We start from the raw sequence: 17,942 nt of genomic DNA on the forward strand, positions 1-17,942 counted from the left end.
TAAGGCTGCCATAATAGACGATGTAAAATCATCAATAAAGACCTTAATCTTGATTTTTTGTCACAATTACACCGCGTTCAACCATTGCATTAAGGGTAACCAATGCGCCTTGAGCAATTTGATCTGCATTAAATTGTGGTGCATGAGCGAATACCTGTTGGCAAACGTCGTCAAATGTCGCTCCATCACTTGCCTCAATAATTGATAGCAACAAAGCAGTCATCGCATTCGTAGCCAGAAATTGAACGTCATCATCTTCATCTCTATATACAACAAAATAATTAGGCTGAGGTGATGGCTCTTTTGGTATAAAGCGATTGCTAATATTTTGAACCGGAAATTGATAACTTAAATTTCTTGCCGTTTTCGATAAATGCAAAGCAGAACTAGTAAGCGCTGTTGTTTGTAATTTTTGCTCTTGCTCATCTTCGTGTGCAATCGATACATCTAGCTCTACCCACTCATAATGTGCAAGTTCTAGCATAAACACGGGATCGTATCTTTTCATTTTATAATCACTTGATAAGTAATTAATAAACTCCCCTGCTATATCTAAAAAGTACGGCGAATGACAATCATATTCGCTAAAAAATTTGCGTACAAGGACCAGCCATTGCTTGTCTGTATATAAGGTTTTTAATACCGGAAAACCTGATGATATAAAACCTTCAATGTTATTAAAAAATAGGTCGCGATAAATGGCCATACGTCTGTCTTCGATACCGCTGGGCTTTTTATTTTTTTTAGGCTCGCGAATATGCGCCATAAATTCGTTTTGTATTTCAATAAAGCTCATAACCAGGCACTCTTTTAATATTTATAAAGGCTTATATTAAGCTCGTTGTTTTAAAACAGTTGAAGTAATGTGTTTAGCTTGTAGCTCATGAATTATATCTAACTCTTTGGTTAAAATATTCATGGTAGGGATATTAAAATCGCGCTCAAGCAAGGTTGGAAATACGCCATGCACTTCATATGCTTTATCCAGTAGCTCCCACACAGGATCAATGACATCAGCACCATGTGTATCAACTATTAAGTCATCAGCCTCATTATAATGGCCTGCAACGTGCCCATAGGCGATACGATTAGAGGGTAACCCTGTTAAAAACTCTTGTGCGTTATAGCCATGATTAATCGAATTCACATAAATGTTATTCACATCCAGTAAAAGCTTGCAGTCTGCTTGCTCTAAAATGGTATTTGTAAATTCCAGCTCTGATAATTGCTGTCCAGGAGCGCCATAATAGGAAACATTTTCTATCGCAATTTGCTGCTCAAGTATGTCTTGTACTTGTTTAATACGAGGGACAACATGTGCTATTGCATCTTGTGTAAACGGAATAGGCATTAAGTCATACATATGGCCTGTACCGGAACAGTAACTTAAGTGCTCACTGAAAATTTTTATATTGTGCTCTTCAAAAAAAACTTTTAAAGATTTAACAAATTCAACATCCAGTGGTTCGGGTGAACCGATAGACAGTGATAATCCATGACACACAAAATTATTTGCATCTGTTAATGTTCTAAATTGCTTTTTAAAGCGTCCACCTAGTTTTAACCAGTTCTCTGGCGCAACTTCCAAAAAATCTACTTGATTAGGTACGTGTTCAAGCAGTTCATCAAGCATTTCTCGTCGTAGGCCAAGGCCCACCATCCCGAAATCTGTACTCTGGATTTGTGTCATAACTACCTCTAACTTATCAAAAAAGGGCCTTAAGGCCCTTTTAGCATAACTTATTTAGAATAAGATATTAACGACCGCCACATTTGCCTTCGCCGCACTTACCTTCTTTTTTAGTTTTTTTAGCATCGCCGCCGCATTTACCTTCACCACATTTGCCTTCTGTTTTAGCTTTTGCATCTTTTGCATCGCCGCCACATTTACCTTCACCACACTTGCCTTCTGTTTTAGCTTTTGCATCTTTTGCGTCGCCGCCACATTTACCTTCGCCACACTTGCCTTCTGTTTTAGCTTTTGCATCTTTTGCATCGCCGCCACATTTACCTTCGCCACACTTGCCTTCTGTTTTAGCTTTTGCATCTTTTGCGTCGCCGCCACATTTACCTTCGCCACACTTGCCTTCTGTTTTAGCTTTTGCATCTTTTGCATCGCCGCCACATTTACCTTCGCCACACTTGCCTTCTGTTTTAGCTTTTGCATCTTTTGCGTCGCCGCCACATTTACCTTCGCCACACTTGCCTTCTGTTTTAGCTTTTGCATCTTTTGCATCGCCGCCACATTTACCTTCGCCACACTTACCTTCTGTTTTAGCTTTTGCATCTTTTGCATCGCCGCCACATTTACCTTCGCCACACTTACCTTCTGTTTTAGCTTTTGCATCTTTTGCATCGCCGCCACATTTACCTTCGCCACACTTACCTTCTGTTTTAGCTTTTGCATCTTTAGCATCGCCGCCACATTTACCTTCACCACACTTACCTTCTTTAGCGTCTAGTTGGTAACCTGTCACTAATTGTTGAAACTCAAATGGGTTGGCTTGTACATCTGCAGATGCAAAGCTTGCAGAGCCAACAACTACTGCACCTAAAGTTAACGCGATTGTATTTTTTTTAACTGTATTCATTTTGTGACTCTCTTTAATCAAGTATTGTAAATCTCAGCAATGAAAATATATTTTAAATTGCTTGTATGCTTAAGTAGACCTGTACAAGAATAAAAACTTTCATTTATTTTCATAATATTTACTTTTGCGGTTTCTACATTAAATATGGTTGGTAATTACAGATTTATCAATGTGTGATTTACAGGTAAACTATGCGTCCAGTTTTTTATCAAAATTAATCACTTTATGAAACTTGTTTTAGCACCTATGGAAGGTGTCGTTGATTTTAAAATGCGCCAATTACTTACAGACATTGGTGGGTTCGATTTGTGCGTTACCGAGTTTGTAAGAGTGGTTGAAACATGCTTACCTGATAAAGTTTTTCATCGATTTTGCCCTGAACTACATAATAATGGATTTACGCGAGCAGGTACTCCTGTGCGTGTTCAATTACTCGGCCAAGAAGCAAATCCGTTAGCCGAAAATGCAGTAAGAGCAATTGCTTTAGGATCTCATGGGGTCGACCTTAACTTTGGTTGCCCAGCAAAAACCGTTAATCGTAGTCGAGGGGGTGCTGTACTGCTTAAAGATCCTGACCACATGTATACGATTATTAAAGCAGTCCGAGATGCTGTAGATGATAAACATGAAGTAAGTGCAAAAATTCGCTTAGGCTTTGATGACGACAGTAACAGCCAAGAAATTGTTGATGCTGTGGTAAGCGCAGGCGCAAATAGTGTAGCTATACACGCCAGAACCAAACGCGATGGTTATAACCCGCCAGCTTATTGGGAAAAAATTCCACCAATAATAAAAGATAAAAATATTGCCGTTGTTGCCAATGGTGAAATTTGGCAAGTTGAGGACGCAATGCTTTGCCAAAAACGAAGTGGATGTACTGATTTGATGCTTGGTCGTGGCGCCCTTTCGCACCCTGATTTAGCAAAAAAAATTAAAGCTCATGTAAATAATGAACAATATGATGGCCTTCAATGGGAGCATATTATTTATCACTTAATCCACTCTGCTATTCATCAAGACCCTGCAAAAGATGAAAAGTATTTTGCTTCTCGTACAAAGCAATGGCTAGGTTACCTTAAACGCCAATACCCGCAAGCGATCGATTTATTTGATGAAATCAGGCGTTTAAAAAGTAAAGAAGATGTGGCAAGCGTATTAAAAAAATACGCCAAAGCACCGCAACTTGATTCAAATCATAACGGCTAACCTAAAGCCTCTAGATAATATCAGTATAACGTGAAGCCAATTTAATAAGGTTGTACTGATAATGCATCATCAAAAAAGACTAAACGATGAAATAGCACAAATTAAATTAAATATATTAACTATGCTTTCTAAATCAGCCTACCCTACACATCAGCATTTAATACAAATTTTAGATAATACAGCAAACAATGAATGGTTAGACTGTGCAGCAGAGAAGCTAGGTCCTGAGTATGCGTTTTTGATCAGTCGCATGATCAAATTAGAAGCGGCGGTCAGCCAAATAGAAATTGGGCAATATGGCTACTGCTGCGACTGTGAAGAAAAAATACCAGCCAAATCACTTGAACTAGACCCCGCAACTCAACGGTGTACAAAGTGCGCACAATAAGCGCACTTTCAAATCATTATATAATGTGTTGTATAAAGCTAAATGATTGCCCTGGGTAGAGTATTATATCTTCAACTAAATATTGAGCCTCTTCTTGGGTGATTTCTAAGCGTTTCATAAGATTCACCTTTGCCTGTGGCAAAGTCCACGCATGGTAATGAATGCCAATATCTGATTCCATCATTGCAAGCATCAATGTTTTATCTTTATCAGACATGTTCATATTGCTCGCCATTGCAGGTAAGTCTTGATAATCAGCCTGCCAATCAAGCCCTTCAATTAATTTTTCATTCGATAGATACTGCACTAAAAACGATTTTTTATGAGAAATAGACAATTTACTGTCGAATGCAACACGATCTAATACTTTTATATTTTCATTTAAAATAGTAACCCACTCTAGCGGTGAATGTACTTCGCCACTAAAGTAATTTAGTTTGCTCTGATACCACTGTGACCCATTTGGCAGGCCTCTCAGACCAACACTACCTCTAGGCTTGTAACTAGCTAAATAATCGCTAAAAGCTCTTATATGACTCTTAAGCGCTGGTTGAACGTCATTACTACCTATCGCAATCAATACATAGCTTTGTAGTAGTGTGAGCTCAATTTTATTCAGCTTTAAATTGCTTTGTTTAGCACTGTCTAGCGTATCTTGGGTTAACTTAAGCCAAGTAATAATATTATCCGGCGTACTTTTTGAACCCTCAAAAGCAAGCATGTTTTTTAATACGTCTACTTGAGCCGGCCAATTAAAATAGCGCTCAGGAAAGCGCTCTGCAATAACCAAGTAGTTTACTTGTGCAATTTGATTGAGATTAAGCTCCATACCCATTAGGTTCTGATAAATAGTATGACGTTTAACTAAATACGCATCAGAAAAGACCAATTGCTCTTTAGTAATCCTATCGATTTTTTTAGCGTCTGGTTGTACAAGTGCCATGTTTAAAGTTTTTAAAGCAACTTGTGCGTCTTCAAATGACTCATAAGGTTGAGGCTGCTTTGAACATGCAGCTAAAAATAAGCACAGTAGTAATGAAAAAGAGAGCTTTTTATACATAGTAGTTCCAATAAAAAAAGCCCCAGAGGGGCTTTTTATAAGTTGCTTTAGCTAATTAAAATTAAATTTTAACACCGTTGCGAGCGGCTTTATCTTTAATATATGTAGACCAACCTTTTGCAAACTTACGTGTGCGAGGGTCATCCATAGCTTTAGTAATTGCAGCATATGCTTGCTTATACTTACCTTGATAGTAATACGCTTCAGCTAAATCTGAATAAATAGTACCTTTTTTGTCAGAGCCAAGCTCTAATGCTTTGTTCAAACGAACAACAGCAGCACTGAATTTTTCAGATTGTAAAAGTAATGAACCAGCTTTACGGTAAAGTTCAGCGTCGTCATCAAATTTAGCAGCTTCTTCGTAGTACTTAGCAGCTTTTTCTAGATCCTTAGAGCGATGATAGTTACTAGCAATCGCGCTAACATTCTGCTTTGTACGTTTTACTTTTTCACTCTTAACGGCCTTTTCTAGCGTTACAGCTGCTCTAAAAGGGATCTCGTTTAGAGAGTAAAAGTTAGATAAGACTTTATACTCAACTTCATTTTCAAAGTAACCGTTCTTGTAAGCAACTTCCATCGTTGCTAAACCTTTTTGATAGTCTTCGGTTTGTAGGTAATATTTACCTAAGCTAACCCAAGCTTTTTTATCATCAGGCCATACACGAACAATCTCTTCGCCAATCTTAACCATGTTTGCATAATCTTTAAGTTCAAAGTATGCACCCAGTTTTAATTGGTAAGGACCTTTATTAGGTTCTTTTTGAAGTTTAATTGCCTTATCTGCTGGTTCAAAAACATCACGAAATTGCTCTAACTGATAGTTAGCTTGGGCAATACGCGTGTAAACCGTAGGATCTTCTTCACCGGTAAAATCCATCCAAGTAACATAAGCTTTTTTGGCTTCTTGATACTTTTCTGTGCCAGCGTATAAATCACCTAACAGCTTTAGAGTTTGTTCTTGATCAGCAAAGTTTAAAACATCAGGGGCAACTGCTTGCTTAGAGTACTTAATCGCTTCGTCATACTTTTCTTTTTGAGCGTACATGCTACCTAAGTAACGATTTACGGTCGCTTTATCAAAGTCATTCGAAGGTTCAATCTCTCTAAGCAAAACAATTGCTTCATCAACTTTTTCTTCGTTGTACAAGTCAAATGCTTTAATTACCTTTTTACCAGTACGCTCGCCCATGATTTTAGTTTTTGCTTTTTTACGCTCTTCAATCTTTGCGTAATCTGGCGCTGCTAAAACAGATGCACTTAAAGTAGCACCCGACACAGACATAAGAATCGCAAGAGCAGTTACTTTAGAAAAATTTCTCATTACTCGCCTCCTTAGTTGCCTTGGTTAAGTTTAAAGTCTAATTGAACTTGTAAACCTGGTTGTTTCTGTGGTTTTCCGTCAATGATCTTAGGACGGTACTTCCACTTACGCAGTGCTCGTTTAGCTTCACGGTCAAAGATACGTTTTGGATCTGCGTCAATTACTTCAACGTCAGTTACTCCACCTAACTCATCAATTGTGAATGAAAGTTGTACCCAACCTTCTTTGCCATCACGTGCTGCTTGCGTTGGATATTTTGGTTCTATACGAACGATAGGTGTCGCATCACCATCTCGTCCAAATGCACCAGGACCACTTAGTCCACCAGCTGAACTACCAACATCAATGCTACCCATGTTAAATGACATAGCACCAGGGTTTGGATTATTATTTTCCGGCTGTGGCGGCTGCGGTTTAGGCGGCTGCTTTGGCGGTGGTGGAGGAGGAGGCGGTACACGCTTCCTCTCCTGCACCTTAGATTCAGGCGGATTCGTCATTATTTCGACTATGATCTGCTCTTTTTGTTCCGTATTACGGTCAGCCCCACCAGAGATGAGGAAGGCCATGAAGTAGAACAAGCCGAAAGTAACTGCCCCACCTGCAATCAGTGAAAACAGAAAACGAATCATTACTGATCTCCAGCTATTGAAATTCTAAGGTTGTCACCCGTCGCTTTAATCTGGTCCATAACTTTAACCACTGTGCCGTGTTTAGCTTCTTTATCAGCTTGTATAATCACAACTTCAGTAGGTTGTTCTGCTAATAAACTTTCGATTTTTGCTGAAATACGTTCAACATCAATTTGTTGTTTATCAACCCAGATTTCGCCGTTACTACGAATAGCAATAAAAATGTTAGCATTTTTTTGCTTAGTAGCTTGGGCAGCTTTTGGTTTATTGACCTCGATACCAGCCTCTTTAACGAACGATGTAGTTACGATAAAGAAAATAAGCATGATAAATACGATGTCAAGCATTGGCGTCATATCAACCGCTGCTTCTTCTTCTTCACGAAAACGTTGTTTACGTGCCATATTTAATTCTCTCTCTAGTGATGAGGCATACTATCAATAAGTTTGGCTTTCACCATTTTAGCTTTTGTCTCAAGACGTGAGCTAAAAAATACTCCAGATAGTGCCGCAACCATTCCAGCCATTGTTGGGATTGTTGCCATTGAAATACCTGATGCCATTAAGCGTGCATTACCCGTACCCTGGTTGGCCATGGTTTCAAAAACCGAGATCATACCAGTAACAGTACCAAGTAAGCCTATTAAAGGACAAACAGCTACTAATGTCTTAATCAACAACATACGCTGATCTAATTTTTCAGACGCTTCAGAAATCCATGCTTCACGGATTCTGTGTGCGTACCAAGACGTAGTGTCTTGGCGGGCATCCCACTTTGCTACAATTTCTTTCGCTGTGCGAGGAAACTCTGCAAGTAGAAACCAATAGCGCTCAATCATTAAAACCCACATCAGAAAGAGTGCTATCGCGACCACGTATAAAACCTGGCCGCCTGTGCCAACAAAATCCCTGATAGATTCCCATATCTCCATCAGGACTAGCATTAGGCTTTCTCCTTCTCCGCGTGAGTAGCAACGATACCCGCGCTTTGCTCATCAAGGATGTGTAATACCGACTTACTACGACCAGCTACAAGAGCATGAAGTAGAATTAGTGGTAATGCAGCAATTAGACCTAGCGCTGTAGTTACAAGTGCTAGAGAGATGTTACCTGCCATGATCTTCGGATCACCCGTACCGAACAATGTGATTGTTTGGAACGTTAAGATCATACCGATTACTGTACCTAGTAGACCTAGTAATGGTGCGATTGCAGCAAGAATCTTAATTATGTTGATACCAGCTTCGATGCGCGGCGTTTCACGTAGAATCGCTTCATCAAGTTTAAGCTCAAGGTTTTCAACATCTTGGTTCTTGTTGTCATGGTACACTTTAAGAATACGACCCAGTGGGTTATTTGTATTCGGTGTAGCAACATTTTTAAGCTGGCTCTTAATCTTACTAGTAGTAAGTGTAAGGTCAACAAAGCGAATTAGAGTAATTAGCATACCTAAAGCTAGTAAAGCTGTAATGATATAACCAACTACGCCACCTTGATGGAAGTATTCCATAAGTGTCGCTTTTTGAGTGTTGATACGTAAGATAGCACCACGAGTCGGATCGATATAAACACCAGCGTAGTTATCTGGTGATGTATTTTCAAGATCAGTGATACCGTCTAAGATATAGCTATCAGGCTGTTTACCTAGAGGCTGAATAGACTTAGTTTCTGGTGAATAAATTAAGTAACCATCGTCTGTAACTAAGTTAAAGTTACCGATACGCGTTACTTTCTTCATTGACGGGTTACCGTCAAGACCAGCAACTTCAGTTTCAAAAGTTGAAACTTTAGCTGATTCAGTCATTTCTGTTTGAAGTGAAATCCAAAGCTCTTCAAGTTCACGAACAGTTGGAAGTTCTTTAGCAGCAGCTAATGAACGTAAGATTTCTGCACGGCCAGGTTTCTCAGCACTAACTAGTGATGCTTCGATAGAACCGATAGCGTCTTGAGCTGCACGACGTACAACACCAAACATCTCACCCAAAGTACCTTGAGCACTTTGAAGAGCAGCTTCTTTTTCAGCTAACGTGTTTTCATTTTGTGCATATTGCTTAGTTAAGCTTTCACCACGAGACTTCTCAGAAGCAAGTTGGCTTTTAGCTTTATTAAGTAAAGATTGCTTGTCAGCACGATCTGATAAGAACTCTTGTTCACGTTTCTTATCGATTTTACCTTCAGAGATACGCTCTTGCTTTACTTGCTCAAGTATTTTATCTAGAGCTCCAGTATTTGCATGTGCATTTAACGCGGTACCTGCAGAAACAGTTAGTACTGCGGCAACAGCAAAACCTTTAAATAGTTTCTTCATTATTGATTACTCCGCGCCAAAGATAGGTAGTTTAACAAGTTCTAATGTCGCTTGCTTACGCGCCATACGAATAACTTCTTTAACAGGTTTTAGGTATTCTTCACCTAATTCTTTCCACTGTTTAGTGTTGTTATCCCACACCCAAGCATGTTTCAAGTCAAAAGACTGAGCAACGTAAGTAATACGACCTAACTGACCGATATCAACGTTAATACTTTTGCCATCAACTTCTAGTGTACCTTGTGAAGCAGATACAAGTGAGCTGTATGCTGTTTCAATAGTGTAAGCTTCAAGTACTTGACGGAATTTTTCAGACGTCGTTACAGACGCAGAAACCATGATTTCACGTAGTCTTTCAACACGTCCTAAACGCGTCTCTAGATTAAATGGAACGTCCGCTTTGATGAATTGCTCAAGCGTATCGATCATGCGATACATCAAAGGCACAACGTTTTGTTTCGTGTTATCAATCGTAGCGATTTGACGATCAAACGATTCAATAGACGCGTTTTGGCTATCAACCAAGCGCGACACGTGATCGTTATACACTTTCATAAGTTCAGTCTCATCAACAACGCTACGGTACTCAGCGATTAGCTCCTGAGTTTGACCATATACATTGTCAATTTTAGTTTGAGACTTAACCGCAGCCTTTTGAATTTGTTGACCTGCTTTTTGCACGTCATTCAAAGGATCTGCAATCACATTGCTGCTTGCAAATGCAAATGCGCCAACCAACGCAGTTGCTACAAGACTCTTTCTGATTTTAACAGACATAGTTCCCAACCAATTAAGTAATGTTACTTTTATAATTTAATTATCCTCCGAAGAGAACAACCCTGATATCTTTTAATAGATATCAACCTTCCAATAATGCTAAATGCAATTAGCGCTGTCAACTTGATGTTTACTAATCTCTGCAAATAAATAGCTAAGTTAATGCTTAAACAAAAGTACCAGCACACAACTGTTAACATTATTGCAACCAAGCTTTTGCTTAATATTTCGATTAAAGCCTTTTGAGGGGTGTATTTATTCGCATTGTACTGACATAAAACAACATTATTGCAACATTTAGCCAAAGCTGAATTCGCACTGAAAAAAAACAAAAAAAAATATAGATAGATATAACAAAAGTTATTTTTTAAACGATTTCAGCACATTTTATCTCCCCAATAACACTTCATCTGAAAAAACAAACCATTTGTCGCACAAAAAAACAACACTGGATAATCTACAATACCGCCCACCTTGCTTTATGCACGCACTGCCTAAAGCCATTTATAAAACGTGTTTCCCATAAATAGTAATAATAATCTTAATAATAAGTTCCTTTTAGCAAGGCCTGAAATAGCCAAATAGCTTTCGATAATTAGACGAGTTACATTTACCGCTTTAGAGTGCTCATTAATACTATTTAACAGTTAAATTTATTTAGTAACAAAGTTAATCACAAAAAGCTGCTCAACTTTAATAATAATGGACTATAAATGATGCCCAACGCTTCCATAATAAGCTATCAGAGGTCTATAGAGGTTCCCTTGCCCATTTATAGTTAAAGTACAAAACTTCAACCTGATTGCACTAGCAAGACTTACACTAAAATTTACACAGATTGTTATTTGGCATCATTTTTATGTATATAAGTATCAGATCAGTTGGATAAATTGTAAGGGATGTTTTAAATGCGATAGAAAGTGGTTCGATTGTATAAGTTATTCAGATAATTGAATTTTGGGTTTGTATTAAAATAGAAGATTTAAAAATATATGAATATATGAAATTTGTGTTCAAGGATTTAAAAAGAAGGATTTTATTAATTATGTACATAGAGAGGAATTATGGTGAAACAGAGACCTGCTTCACCAAGATGAACTAGAGTTCACATAATAAATTATGCTGCTTCTACGTTCTCAGCTTCAGGGCCTTTTTGACCTTGTTTGATGCTGAATGTCACTGCTTGACCTTCGCTAAGAGTGCGAAAACCAGAACCAGTGATTGCGCTGAAATGTACAAACACGTCAGGACCATTTTCTTGTTCAATGAAACCAAAGCCTTTAGCTTCGTTGAAAAACTTTACTTTACCAGTAACCGACATACTAAATTTTCCTGTAAGTCAATAATTAAAATTCAGCCATATTATTATGGCAATATCCTCCCTGAGTCAATGCTCAAAAATATGGAGGTACAGTACAGGAACAAGTAATAACCTAACCGGTAACCTTAAACGCAGCACAATATCCGTAAATTCAATACATAAAAACTCAAAGCAAGGTAAGATTAACACATTATATTTTTTTTCGCTCTATTAATTGGGAATTATTTATTAAAAATATAAATTTGTTTCAAATCGCCTTTAACTGACTAATTTCCAAGCGAAAACTATAAAGTATTATTGTAATATATATTGCTATAAACGCGTATAAAAGCCCTCTACAACAGCAATACTGTCAAATAACGCTTCAATAACATCAAAAATACAAACAAAAAAGCCGCTTTAAAAATTAAGCGGCTTTTGGTTTAAATATAGAATATTAACTATTTAACAGACCAATCAATAGTATCTTCTGCTTTTATAGGCACAACTTCAGAGTCGCCTAGGGTATAACTTGCAGGTACGTCCCATGGTTTTCTTTGTAATGTTATTGTATCGGCATTACGCGGCAACTCATAAAAGTCAGGACCAAAGTGGCTTGCAAATCCTTCAAGCATGTCCAAAGCTCCCGCTTCTTCGAATGCTTCAGCGTATAACTCAATAGCGGCATGGGCCGTATATGCACCAGCACAACCACAAGCAGCTTCTTTTTTATCTTTATAATGTGGTGCCGAATCAGTTCCTAAGAAAAACTTTTTATTTCCACTTATAGCTGCGGCCATTAATGCTTGCTGGTGAATGTTACGTTTGAGGATTGGCAAACAGTAATAATGTGGGCGAATTCCACCCGCTAACATATGATTACGATTATAAAGTAAATGATGAGCTGTAATTGTTGCTGCTACATTGCTAGGTGCATTAACTACAAACTCTACTGCATCTTTAGTTGTAATATGCTCTAGTACAATTTTAAGTTCAGGAAAGTCACTTACCACATCCCCTAAAATCGTCTCTAAAAATACTTTTTCACGGTCAAAAATATCAATTGATGAATCAGTAACTTCTCCGTGTACTAACAGCAACATACCTACTTCTTGCATTGCTTTTAAAACCGGGTAAATATTTTTGACTGATGTAACACCCGAATCAGAATTGGTTGTAGCGCCAGCAGGATACAGCTTTGCAGCTACTATTTTACCCGTTGCTTTTGCTTTCTTTATTTCATCTGGTGTCGTTTTATCAGTAAGGTAAAGTACCATTAAAGGCTCAAAGGCACCTTGTGGGCCTGCTGCCATAATACGTTCTCGATAAGAAAGAGCGGTATCAGTACATGTTGCCGGCGGAACAAGGTTTGGCATAATAATAGCGCGACCCATGTATCTGCTTATGTCTCGTACAGTATCCTTTAGCTGGTCGCCATCACGTAAATGTACATGCCAGTCATCTGGGCGAGTGATAGTAAGGGTTGTTACAGAGTTTGTATTATTGCTTGTCATTACTTTATTCCAAGGCTGAATTTATCCGATCATAGGCATATGATGTTTTCGAGTAAAGATTTTATTAAAAATAATGCATATGCTAATGACATTACCGAGTTGTGTAATTAAAGCTTAATACTCCAATTCAATTGGGATTAGCTATTGTTATTACTTACAATTAATTAAAGTCATTCGTCATAATAATTTACAGCCAATTAAAACCACTCATCGCTTTATTTTGTACAAAATCCAAGATTAGGTTAACTTAGCTACGTATTTAAAAATAAAAAGAATAATATAAATTGCCTATGTCTTACAAAAATGATTCCTCAAGAGCACTTGAGATAAAAACTGATCAACTGAGTATTATCAATCAATTTTCATCAAGCTTATTGCAACTAGACACACTAGACGAGCTATTTGAGTATGTTACAACGCACGTTGTTAACCGTTTAGGATTTGTTGATTGCGTTATTTACCTTGCCGATAACAATGCTTATACATTAAATCAAGTTGCCTCGATGGGTATTGCTCACGCCCGTGACAAATATCAAGCCGAACGTAAAGTAATACGTTTTAGTGAAGGAATTACTGGGGCTGTTGCAACTACTGGTAAAGCCGTAATTATCGATGATGTAACAAAAGATAGCCGTTATATCGCAGATGAGCGCCCTGCCCAATCAGAACTATGCGTCCCTCTTATATATAAAGAACAAGTTTTAGGTGTTATTGATTGTGAGCACCCTATTAAAGGCTACTTTACAAACGCACACCTTGAAATTCTTACAACAGTTGCCCACTTACTCAGTGCTAAAATTAACCAGGTAAATACGGTAAATAACTTACAAAAAACAGTTGAGCAACTTAACAACGCACAAAAATTAGAAAATAGCTTATTACAAATAGCCAACCTAACCTACAAAGCTAACGACTTAGATACCTTCTTTGAAGCCTTGCATTCAATTATCAATAACTTACTTCGTGCTGATAACTTTTTTATCGCTTTATATGACAAAAAAGTAGATATACTTGACCTTGTTTATATAGTCGAAGAAGGCATAAACACCAAAACACATCAAAAAATATCTAAAGAACAGCTCAAAGACACTGCTTCATATTACCTACTGCAAACAGAGCAAACCTTATTACTCAATAAAGATGCCTTTCAAAGTCATATAGATAACGGTGATTTTAAAATGGTAGGCAGACAATCAGAGTCTTGGTTGGGTGTTCCATTTAAAACAAGTGATCGTATAAGCGGTGTTATTGTTGTACAAAGCTACGATAAAACACTGCAATACAACGAACACGACAGCGCTCTTCTAACTTACGTAAGTCGCCAAATAAGTATGGCAATTGATAGACAACTAGCCCGACAAGAGCTCGAGCATAAAGCATTGCATGACGAGCTTACCGGCCTTGCTAACCGCTCATTACTCATTGAGAGAATAAAGCATGCTATTTTACGTTTAACGCGTGCTAAAAAAAGTACTAGCCATGCCCTGCTGTATCTAGATTTTGATCGTTTTAAAAGTATTAATGATTCGCTAGGGCATGAAGTCGGAGACCATTTTCTTATAAAAATATGCGACTTAATTAAAAGTACAGTACGAAGCACCGATACATTTGCTCGTTTAGGCGGTGATGAATTTGCTATTTTTATGGAAAATATCACACATAAAAACCAAGTTAATGAAGCTTTAAACCGAATTAAAAGCGCATTATCAAAACCTCTTAATGTAGATAGCCACTTACTTCAAGCCTCTACTAGTATTGGTATTGCCTATACCGACAACATAAACGATCAAGCTTATATATTACTGCAACAAGCTGATGCTGCTATGTATGAAGCAAAATCCACCGGGCGTGGACAAGTTAAGTTTTTTAATAACACGATGCGTAAAAAACTTAAAACCCATGCCGATATCGAAAACGACTTGCAACACGGTATAGAACACAACGAATTTGAACTCTATTTTCAGCCAATTTTTACAATTACCACAAGTGAGGTTATTGGTTTTGAAGCACTTGTGCGCTGGCATCATCCTAAAAAAGGATTTGTACCACCTAATGACTTTATACCGATAGCTGAAACTACAGGGCAAATTATAAATCTTGATTTACATTTACTTGATTTAGCCGCTCAGCAGATTTCTAATTGGCACCAGCAAGGTCATCGCTTTTTGAAAGTAACGGTTAATGTATCGTCACGGCATTTTGCAAGCCTCGATTTTGTAGCGCAAATACATTCTATTTATAATAAATACCAATTACCTCTGGGTTCTTTATGTTTAGAAATTACCGAATCAGGCTTAATAGAAAATCTAGAACTCGCCACTCAAATAATAGAAGGTCTTTCACCTTTAAAAGTAAAATTGTGCCTTGACGATTTTGGAACGGGTTATTCAGCACTCGGCTACTTGCACCAACTGCCTATTCATATTTTAAAAATAGATAAAAGTTTTATTGACCACCTACAAGATTCCACCAATCCACTTGTTGAAGCCATTTTATCACTTGCGCAATCATTAAAACTTGAGGTTGTTGCTGAAGGGATAGAAACACTTGAACAATTAGCCATTTTACAATCCACCGCGTGCGACTATGGCCAAGGTTTTTTAAAGTCAAAACCGGTCACAGCCAAAGAAGCCATATTACTTATTAATAAGCCCTTATAAAAAAGCCAGCGAGTAGGTCGCTGGCTTAAGTATTATGTATATACTCATCCATTGACCTAAACTAAAGCTAAAGGGCAAAACGACCTTAGTTTTTAAACCACAATCTAAAGTAACCATTCAACAACCCCCCACCTCACACAGTTATTTACATGGTCAAAATTCACACTGAGGTGAAGCACACCGCAATCGATATACTTAAAATACAACATGAAGCAAACTCATCTAAAACTCATCAAACCAGTTTTTGAATGACTTTTATCGTTACTAATTCTAACATTTTCGCGATTCATAGCAATAAACTGCAATAAACCACAATAAATCGCAAGCTTTTAGCCATCTAGACGTTGAAACGTTTTTTATATAGGCGTATTATGTGGTTAATCTGAGCTGAACTCACTTTTCCCATGAGAATTTTTAAAGATGATTGGTATTAAACATTTAAAAACCATAGCAACCCTAAAAGAAACAGGATCTTTGGTTAATACGGCACGAGAGTTATTTTTGACACAGTCTGCTTTATCTCATCAAATCAAAGATTTAGAGAATAAATTAGATTGCCAATTATTTGAGCGTAAAACTCAACCAGTCCGCTTTACCCCTCAGGGAATGCTATTACTTGAGTTGGCTCACGAAATATTACCAAAAATGGAAGCGACTAAATGCCGTTTGAAAGAAAGCTTAAATCAGCCTATTTCTCAACTGCGTTTAAGTGTGGAATGCCATGCATGTTTTCATTGGTTATTGCCTACTATTAAAGAATTTAATAACTTTTGGCCTGATATAAAAATTGATTACGAGCGCGGCTTTAGTTACGACGCTATTCCTGACTTACTAAGCGATGAGCTCGATTTAGTTTTAACATCTGACATACGTGAACCCGACACATTAGAGTACGCGCACTTATTTGATTTTAAATTGAAGCTTATTGTGGCACCGGATCATGAACTTGCTAAAAAAGCGTATGTAACAGCGCTTGATTTAAAAAACGAAACTATTATTTCATACCCTATCCCGCGTGAACGCCAAGATATATTTAAGCATTTCATTCAAAATGCACGTTTTGACGGTACGTTAAAAACGGTTGACCAAGGATTACTTATTTTTCAACTAGTAAGTGCCGGCATGGGCGTTGCCGCTTTACCTGATTGGCTAGTTACACCTTATGAAAGCCAAGGCTTAATTAAATCAATTCCTTTGGGCGCTCTTGGCCTTACTCGTCCTATGTATTTAGCGATGAAAAAAGACATGAAAGATAACCCTGTTTATCGTCACTTTTTAAATACGTGTAAGCTAAATAACGGTCGATAATCATCAATATAATGAGTAATATCGCTGTAATTAACTCTACAGCGTTTAACTCTTATGTTTGTTATTAAAAAAATGATTGGTGGCTTACTTATGCCACTGCCTCTATTGGGTTTATTTGCGTGCCTGATGCTCCTACTCGCATTTAAAGGCCGCAAATCAGCTCTCTTCTTATCTACTTTAAGCTTAATTGTATTACTTGCATTGAGCACACCCTTTATCGCCAATTTAATTATCCAAAATAATGAACCTGCGTCGCTTGCATTTAATACCCTAAAGCATCCAAAAATAGACAAAATAGTTGTACTAGGTTGCGATATAAACCCAAACCCTGCACTCAGTGCTAATAATCAATTAGGTAATTGTGCACTAACGCGCTTAGTAGAAGGTGTAAAGCTAGCAAAGCACTACCCTAATGCAGAGCTTATAGTGTCAGGCGGGGGTTATCAAAATATCACTAATAGCGGGCTTATGTATCAAACGGCAATTAGTTTAGGCGTTAATAAGAGTCGTATATCCCAAAACCCAAAAGCAATGGATACAGGTGAAGAAGCTAAGTTACTGGCATCAAAATTAGTCGACTTTAAAGTTGCACTAGTAACATCTGTACTGCACATGCCACGCGCAAAAGACTTATTTAATGCTCAAGGTATTGAAGTCATAACCGCAGCCACTGATTATCATAATTTTGCTGCACTTCCATGGAGCAAACAGTTTATTCCCAATGCTCATGCCTTACTTGTGGTTACGCAATATAGTCACGAAGTAGTAGGAAACACATGGATAAGTTTGCGCCGCTGGATAGATCCAGAGGCACTGTAACTCATTTCGTCTAACTAACTTGAACTCTGGATAATAAATCAATCTCAAGAAGCGTTCAGGTT

16 protein-coding genes and 1 pseudogene are annotated in these 17,942 nt (G+C 37.8%); 5 read left to right on the forward strand and 12 right to left on the reverse strand.

All coding sequences use genetic code 11. The features are described 5' to 3' along the window. Positions 1-43: 43 nt before the first annotated feature. From GQR39_RS04985 to GQR39_RS20440, 3 genes and pseudogenes are all read right to left on the reverse strand, one after another. Complete coding sequence (locus GQR39_RS04985; protein ID WP_101217249.1) at positions 44-796, reverse strand: putative DNA-binding domain-containing protein; 753 nt, start codon at positions 794-796, stop codon at positions 44-46. 36 nt (positions 797-832) lie between these two features. Continuing rightward, complete coding sequence (locus GQR39_RS04990; RefSeq protein ID WP_101217250.1) at positions 833-1,690, reverse strand: DUF692 domain-containing protein; 858 nt, start codon at positions 1,688-1,690, stop codon at positions 833-835. A gap of 367 nt (positions 1,691-2,057) precedes the next feature. Continuing rightward, positions 2,058-2,591: pseudogene (locus tag GQR39_RS20440) on the reverse strand (hypothetical protein); the annotation flags it as partial. 225 nt (positions 2,592-2,816) lie between these two features. Here GQR39_RS20440 and GQR39_RS05000 point away from each other — a divergent pair. Then, entirely contained in the window at positions 2,817-3,797 is a 981-nt protein-coding gene (locus GQR39_RS05000; protein WP_165734966.1) for a tRNA-dihydrouridine synthase, read from the forward strand. Between the two features lie 61 nt (positions 3,798-3,858). After that, entirely contained in the window at positions 3,859-4,185 is a 327-nt protein-coding gene (locus GQR39_RS05005) for a TraR/DksA C4-type zinc finger protein (protein ID WP_165734967.1), read from the forward strand. 16 nt (positions 4,186-4,201) lie between these two features. Here GQR39_RS05005 and GQR39_RS05010 read toward each other — a convergent pair whose 3' ends face one another. The 9 genes from GQR39_RS05010 to pyrC form a co-directional block, all read right to left on the reverse strand. Next, positions 4,202-5,245, reverse strand: coding sequence for a hypothetical protein (locus tag GQR39_RS05010; protein WP_165734968.1), 1,044 nt, complete (start codon positions 5,243-5,245; stop codon positions 4,202-4,204). A gap of 61 nt (positions 5,246-5,306) precedes the next feature. Continuing rightward, positions 5,307-6,566 carry a tetratricopeptide repeat protein gene (locus GQR39_RS05015; protein WP_010553387.1) on the reverse strand — a complete coding sequence of 420 codons (1,260 nt, stop codon included), beginning with the start codon at positions 6,564-6,566 and terminating at the stop codon, positions 5,307-5,309. Between the two features lie 11 nt (positions 6,567-6,577). Then, a complete protein-coding gene (locus tag GQR39_RS05020; RefSeq protein ID WP_007583869.1) occupies positions 6,578-7,195 on the reverse strand; it encodes an energy transducer TonB in 618 nt (205 codons plus the stop codon). Beyond that, entirely contained in the window at positions 7,195-7,599 is a 405-nt protein-coding gene (locus GQR39_RS05025) for a biopolymer transporter ExbD (protein WP_007583867.1), read from the reverse strand. Before GQR39_RS05025 ends, GQR39_RS05020 begins: the two co-directional genes overlap by 1 nt. A 14-nt stretch (positions 7,600-7,613) precedes the next feature. Beyond that, positions 7,614-8,138: a MotA/TolQ/ExbB proton channel family protein gene (locus GQR39_RS05030; RefSeq protein ID WP_002961709.1), complete on the reverse strand. Its 525-nt coding sequence runs from the start codon at positions 8,136-8,138 to the stop codon at positions 7,614-7,616. After that, complete coding sequence (locus GQR39_RS05035; protein WP_007583865.1) at positions 8,138-9,502, reverse strand: MotA/TolQ/ExbB proton channel family protein; 1,365 nt, start codon at positions 9,500-9,502, stop codon at positions 8,138-8,140. Before GQR39_RS05035 ends, GQR39_RS05030 begins: the two co-directional genes overlap by 1 nt. A 6-nt stretch (positions 9,503-9,508) precedes the next feature. After that, a complete protein-coding gene (locus GQR39_RS05040) occupies positions 9,509-10,279 on the reverse strand; it encodes a DUF3450 domain-containing protein (RefSeq protein ID WP_024590812.1) in 771 nt (256 codons plus the stop codon). A gap of 1,117 nt (positions 10,280-11,396) precedes the next feature. Then, a complete protein-coding gene (locus GQR39_RS05045; protein WP_002961702.1) occupies positions 11,397-11,600 on the reverse strand; it encodes a cold-shock protein in 204 nt (67 codons plus the stop codon). Between the two features lie 440 nt (positions 11,601-12,040). Next, complete coding sequence (pyrC, locus tag GQR39_RS05050; RefSeq protein ID WP_024606980.1) at positions 12,041-13,093, reverse strand: dihydroorotase; 1,053 nt, start codon at positions 13,091-13,093, stop codon at positions 12,041-12,043. Positions 13,094-13,383: 290 nt separating this feature from the next. Between pyrC and GQR39_RS05055 the strand changes: the two genes are divergently transcribed. From GQR39_RS05055 to GQR39_RS05065, 3 genes are all read left to right on the forward strand, one after another. After that, positions 13,384-15,753 (forward strand): GGDEF domain-containing protein, encoded by a 2,370-nt coding sequence (locus tag GQR39_RS05055; protein ID WP_165734969.1) that lies wholly within the window; start codon positions 13,384-13,386, stop codon positions 15,751-15,753. A 420-nt stretch (positions 15,754-16,173) separates the two neighbouring features. Next, entirely contained in the window at positions 16,174-17,061 is an 888-nt protein-coding gene (locus GQR39_RS05060) for a LysR family transcriptional regulator (RefSeq protein ID WP_002961689.1), read from the forward strand. Positions 17,062-17,115: 54 nt separating this feature from the next. Beyond that, positions 17,116-17,880, forward strand: coding sequence for a YdcF family protein (locus tag GQR39_RS05065; RefSeq protein WP_165734970.1), 765 nt, complete (start codon positions 17,116-17,118; stop codon positions 17,878-17,880). Positions 17,881-17,942: the final 62 nt, after the last annotated feature.

It is taken from the genome of Pseudoalteromonas sp. C8 (assembly GCF_011378685.1).
Lineage (GTDB): Bacteria > Pseudomonadota > Gammaproteobacteria > Enterobacterales > Alteromonadaceae > Pseudoalteromonas > Pseudoalteromonas arctica.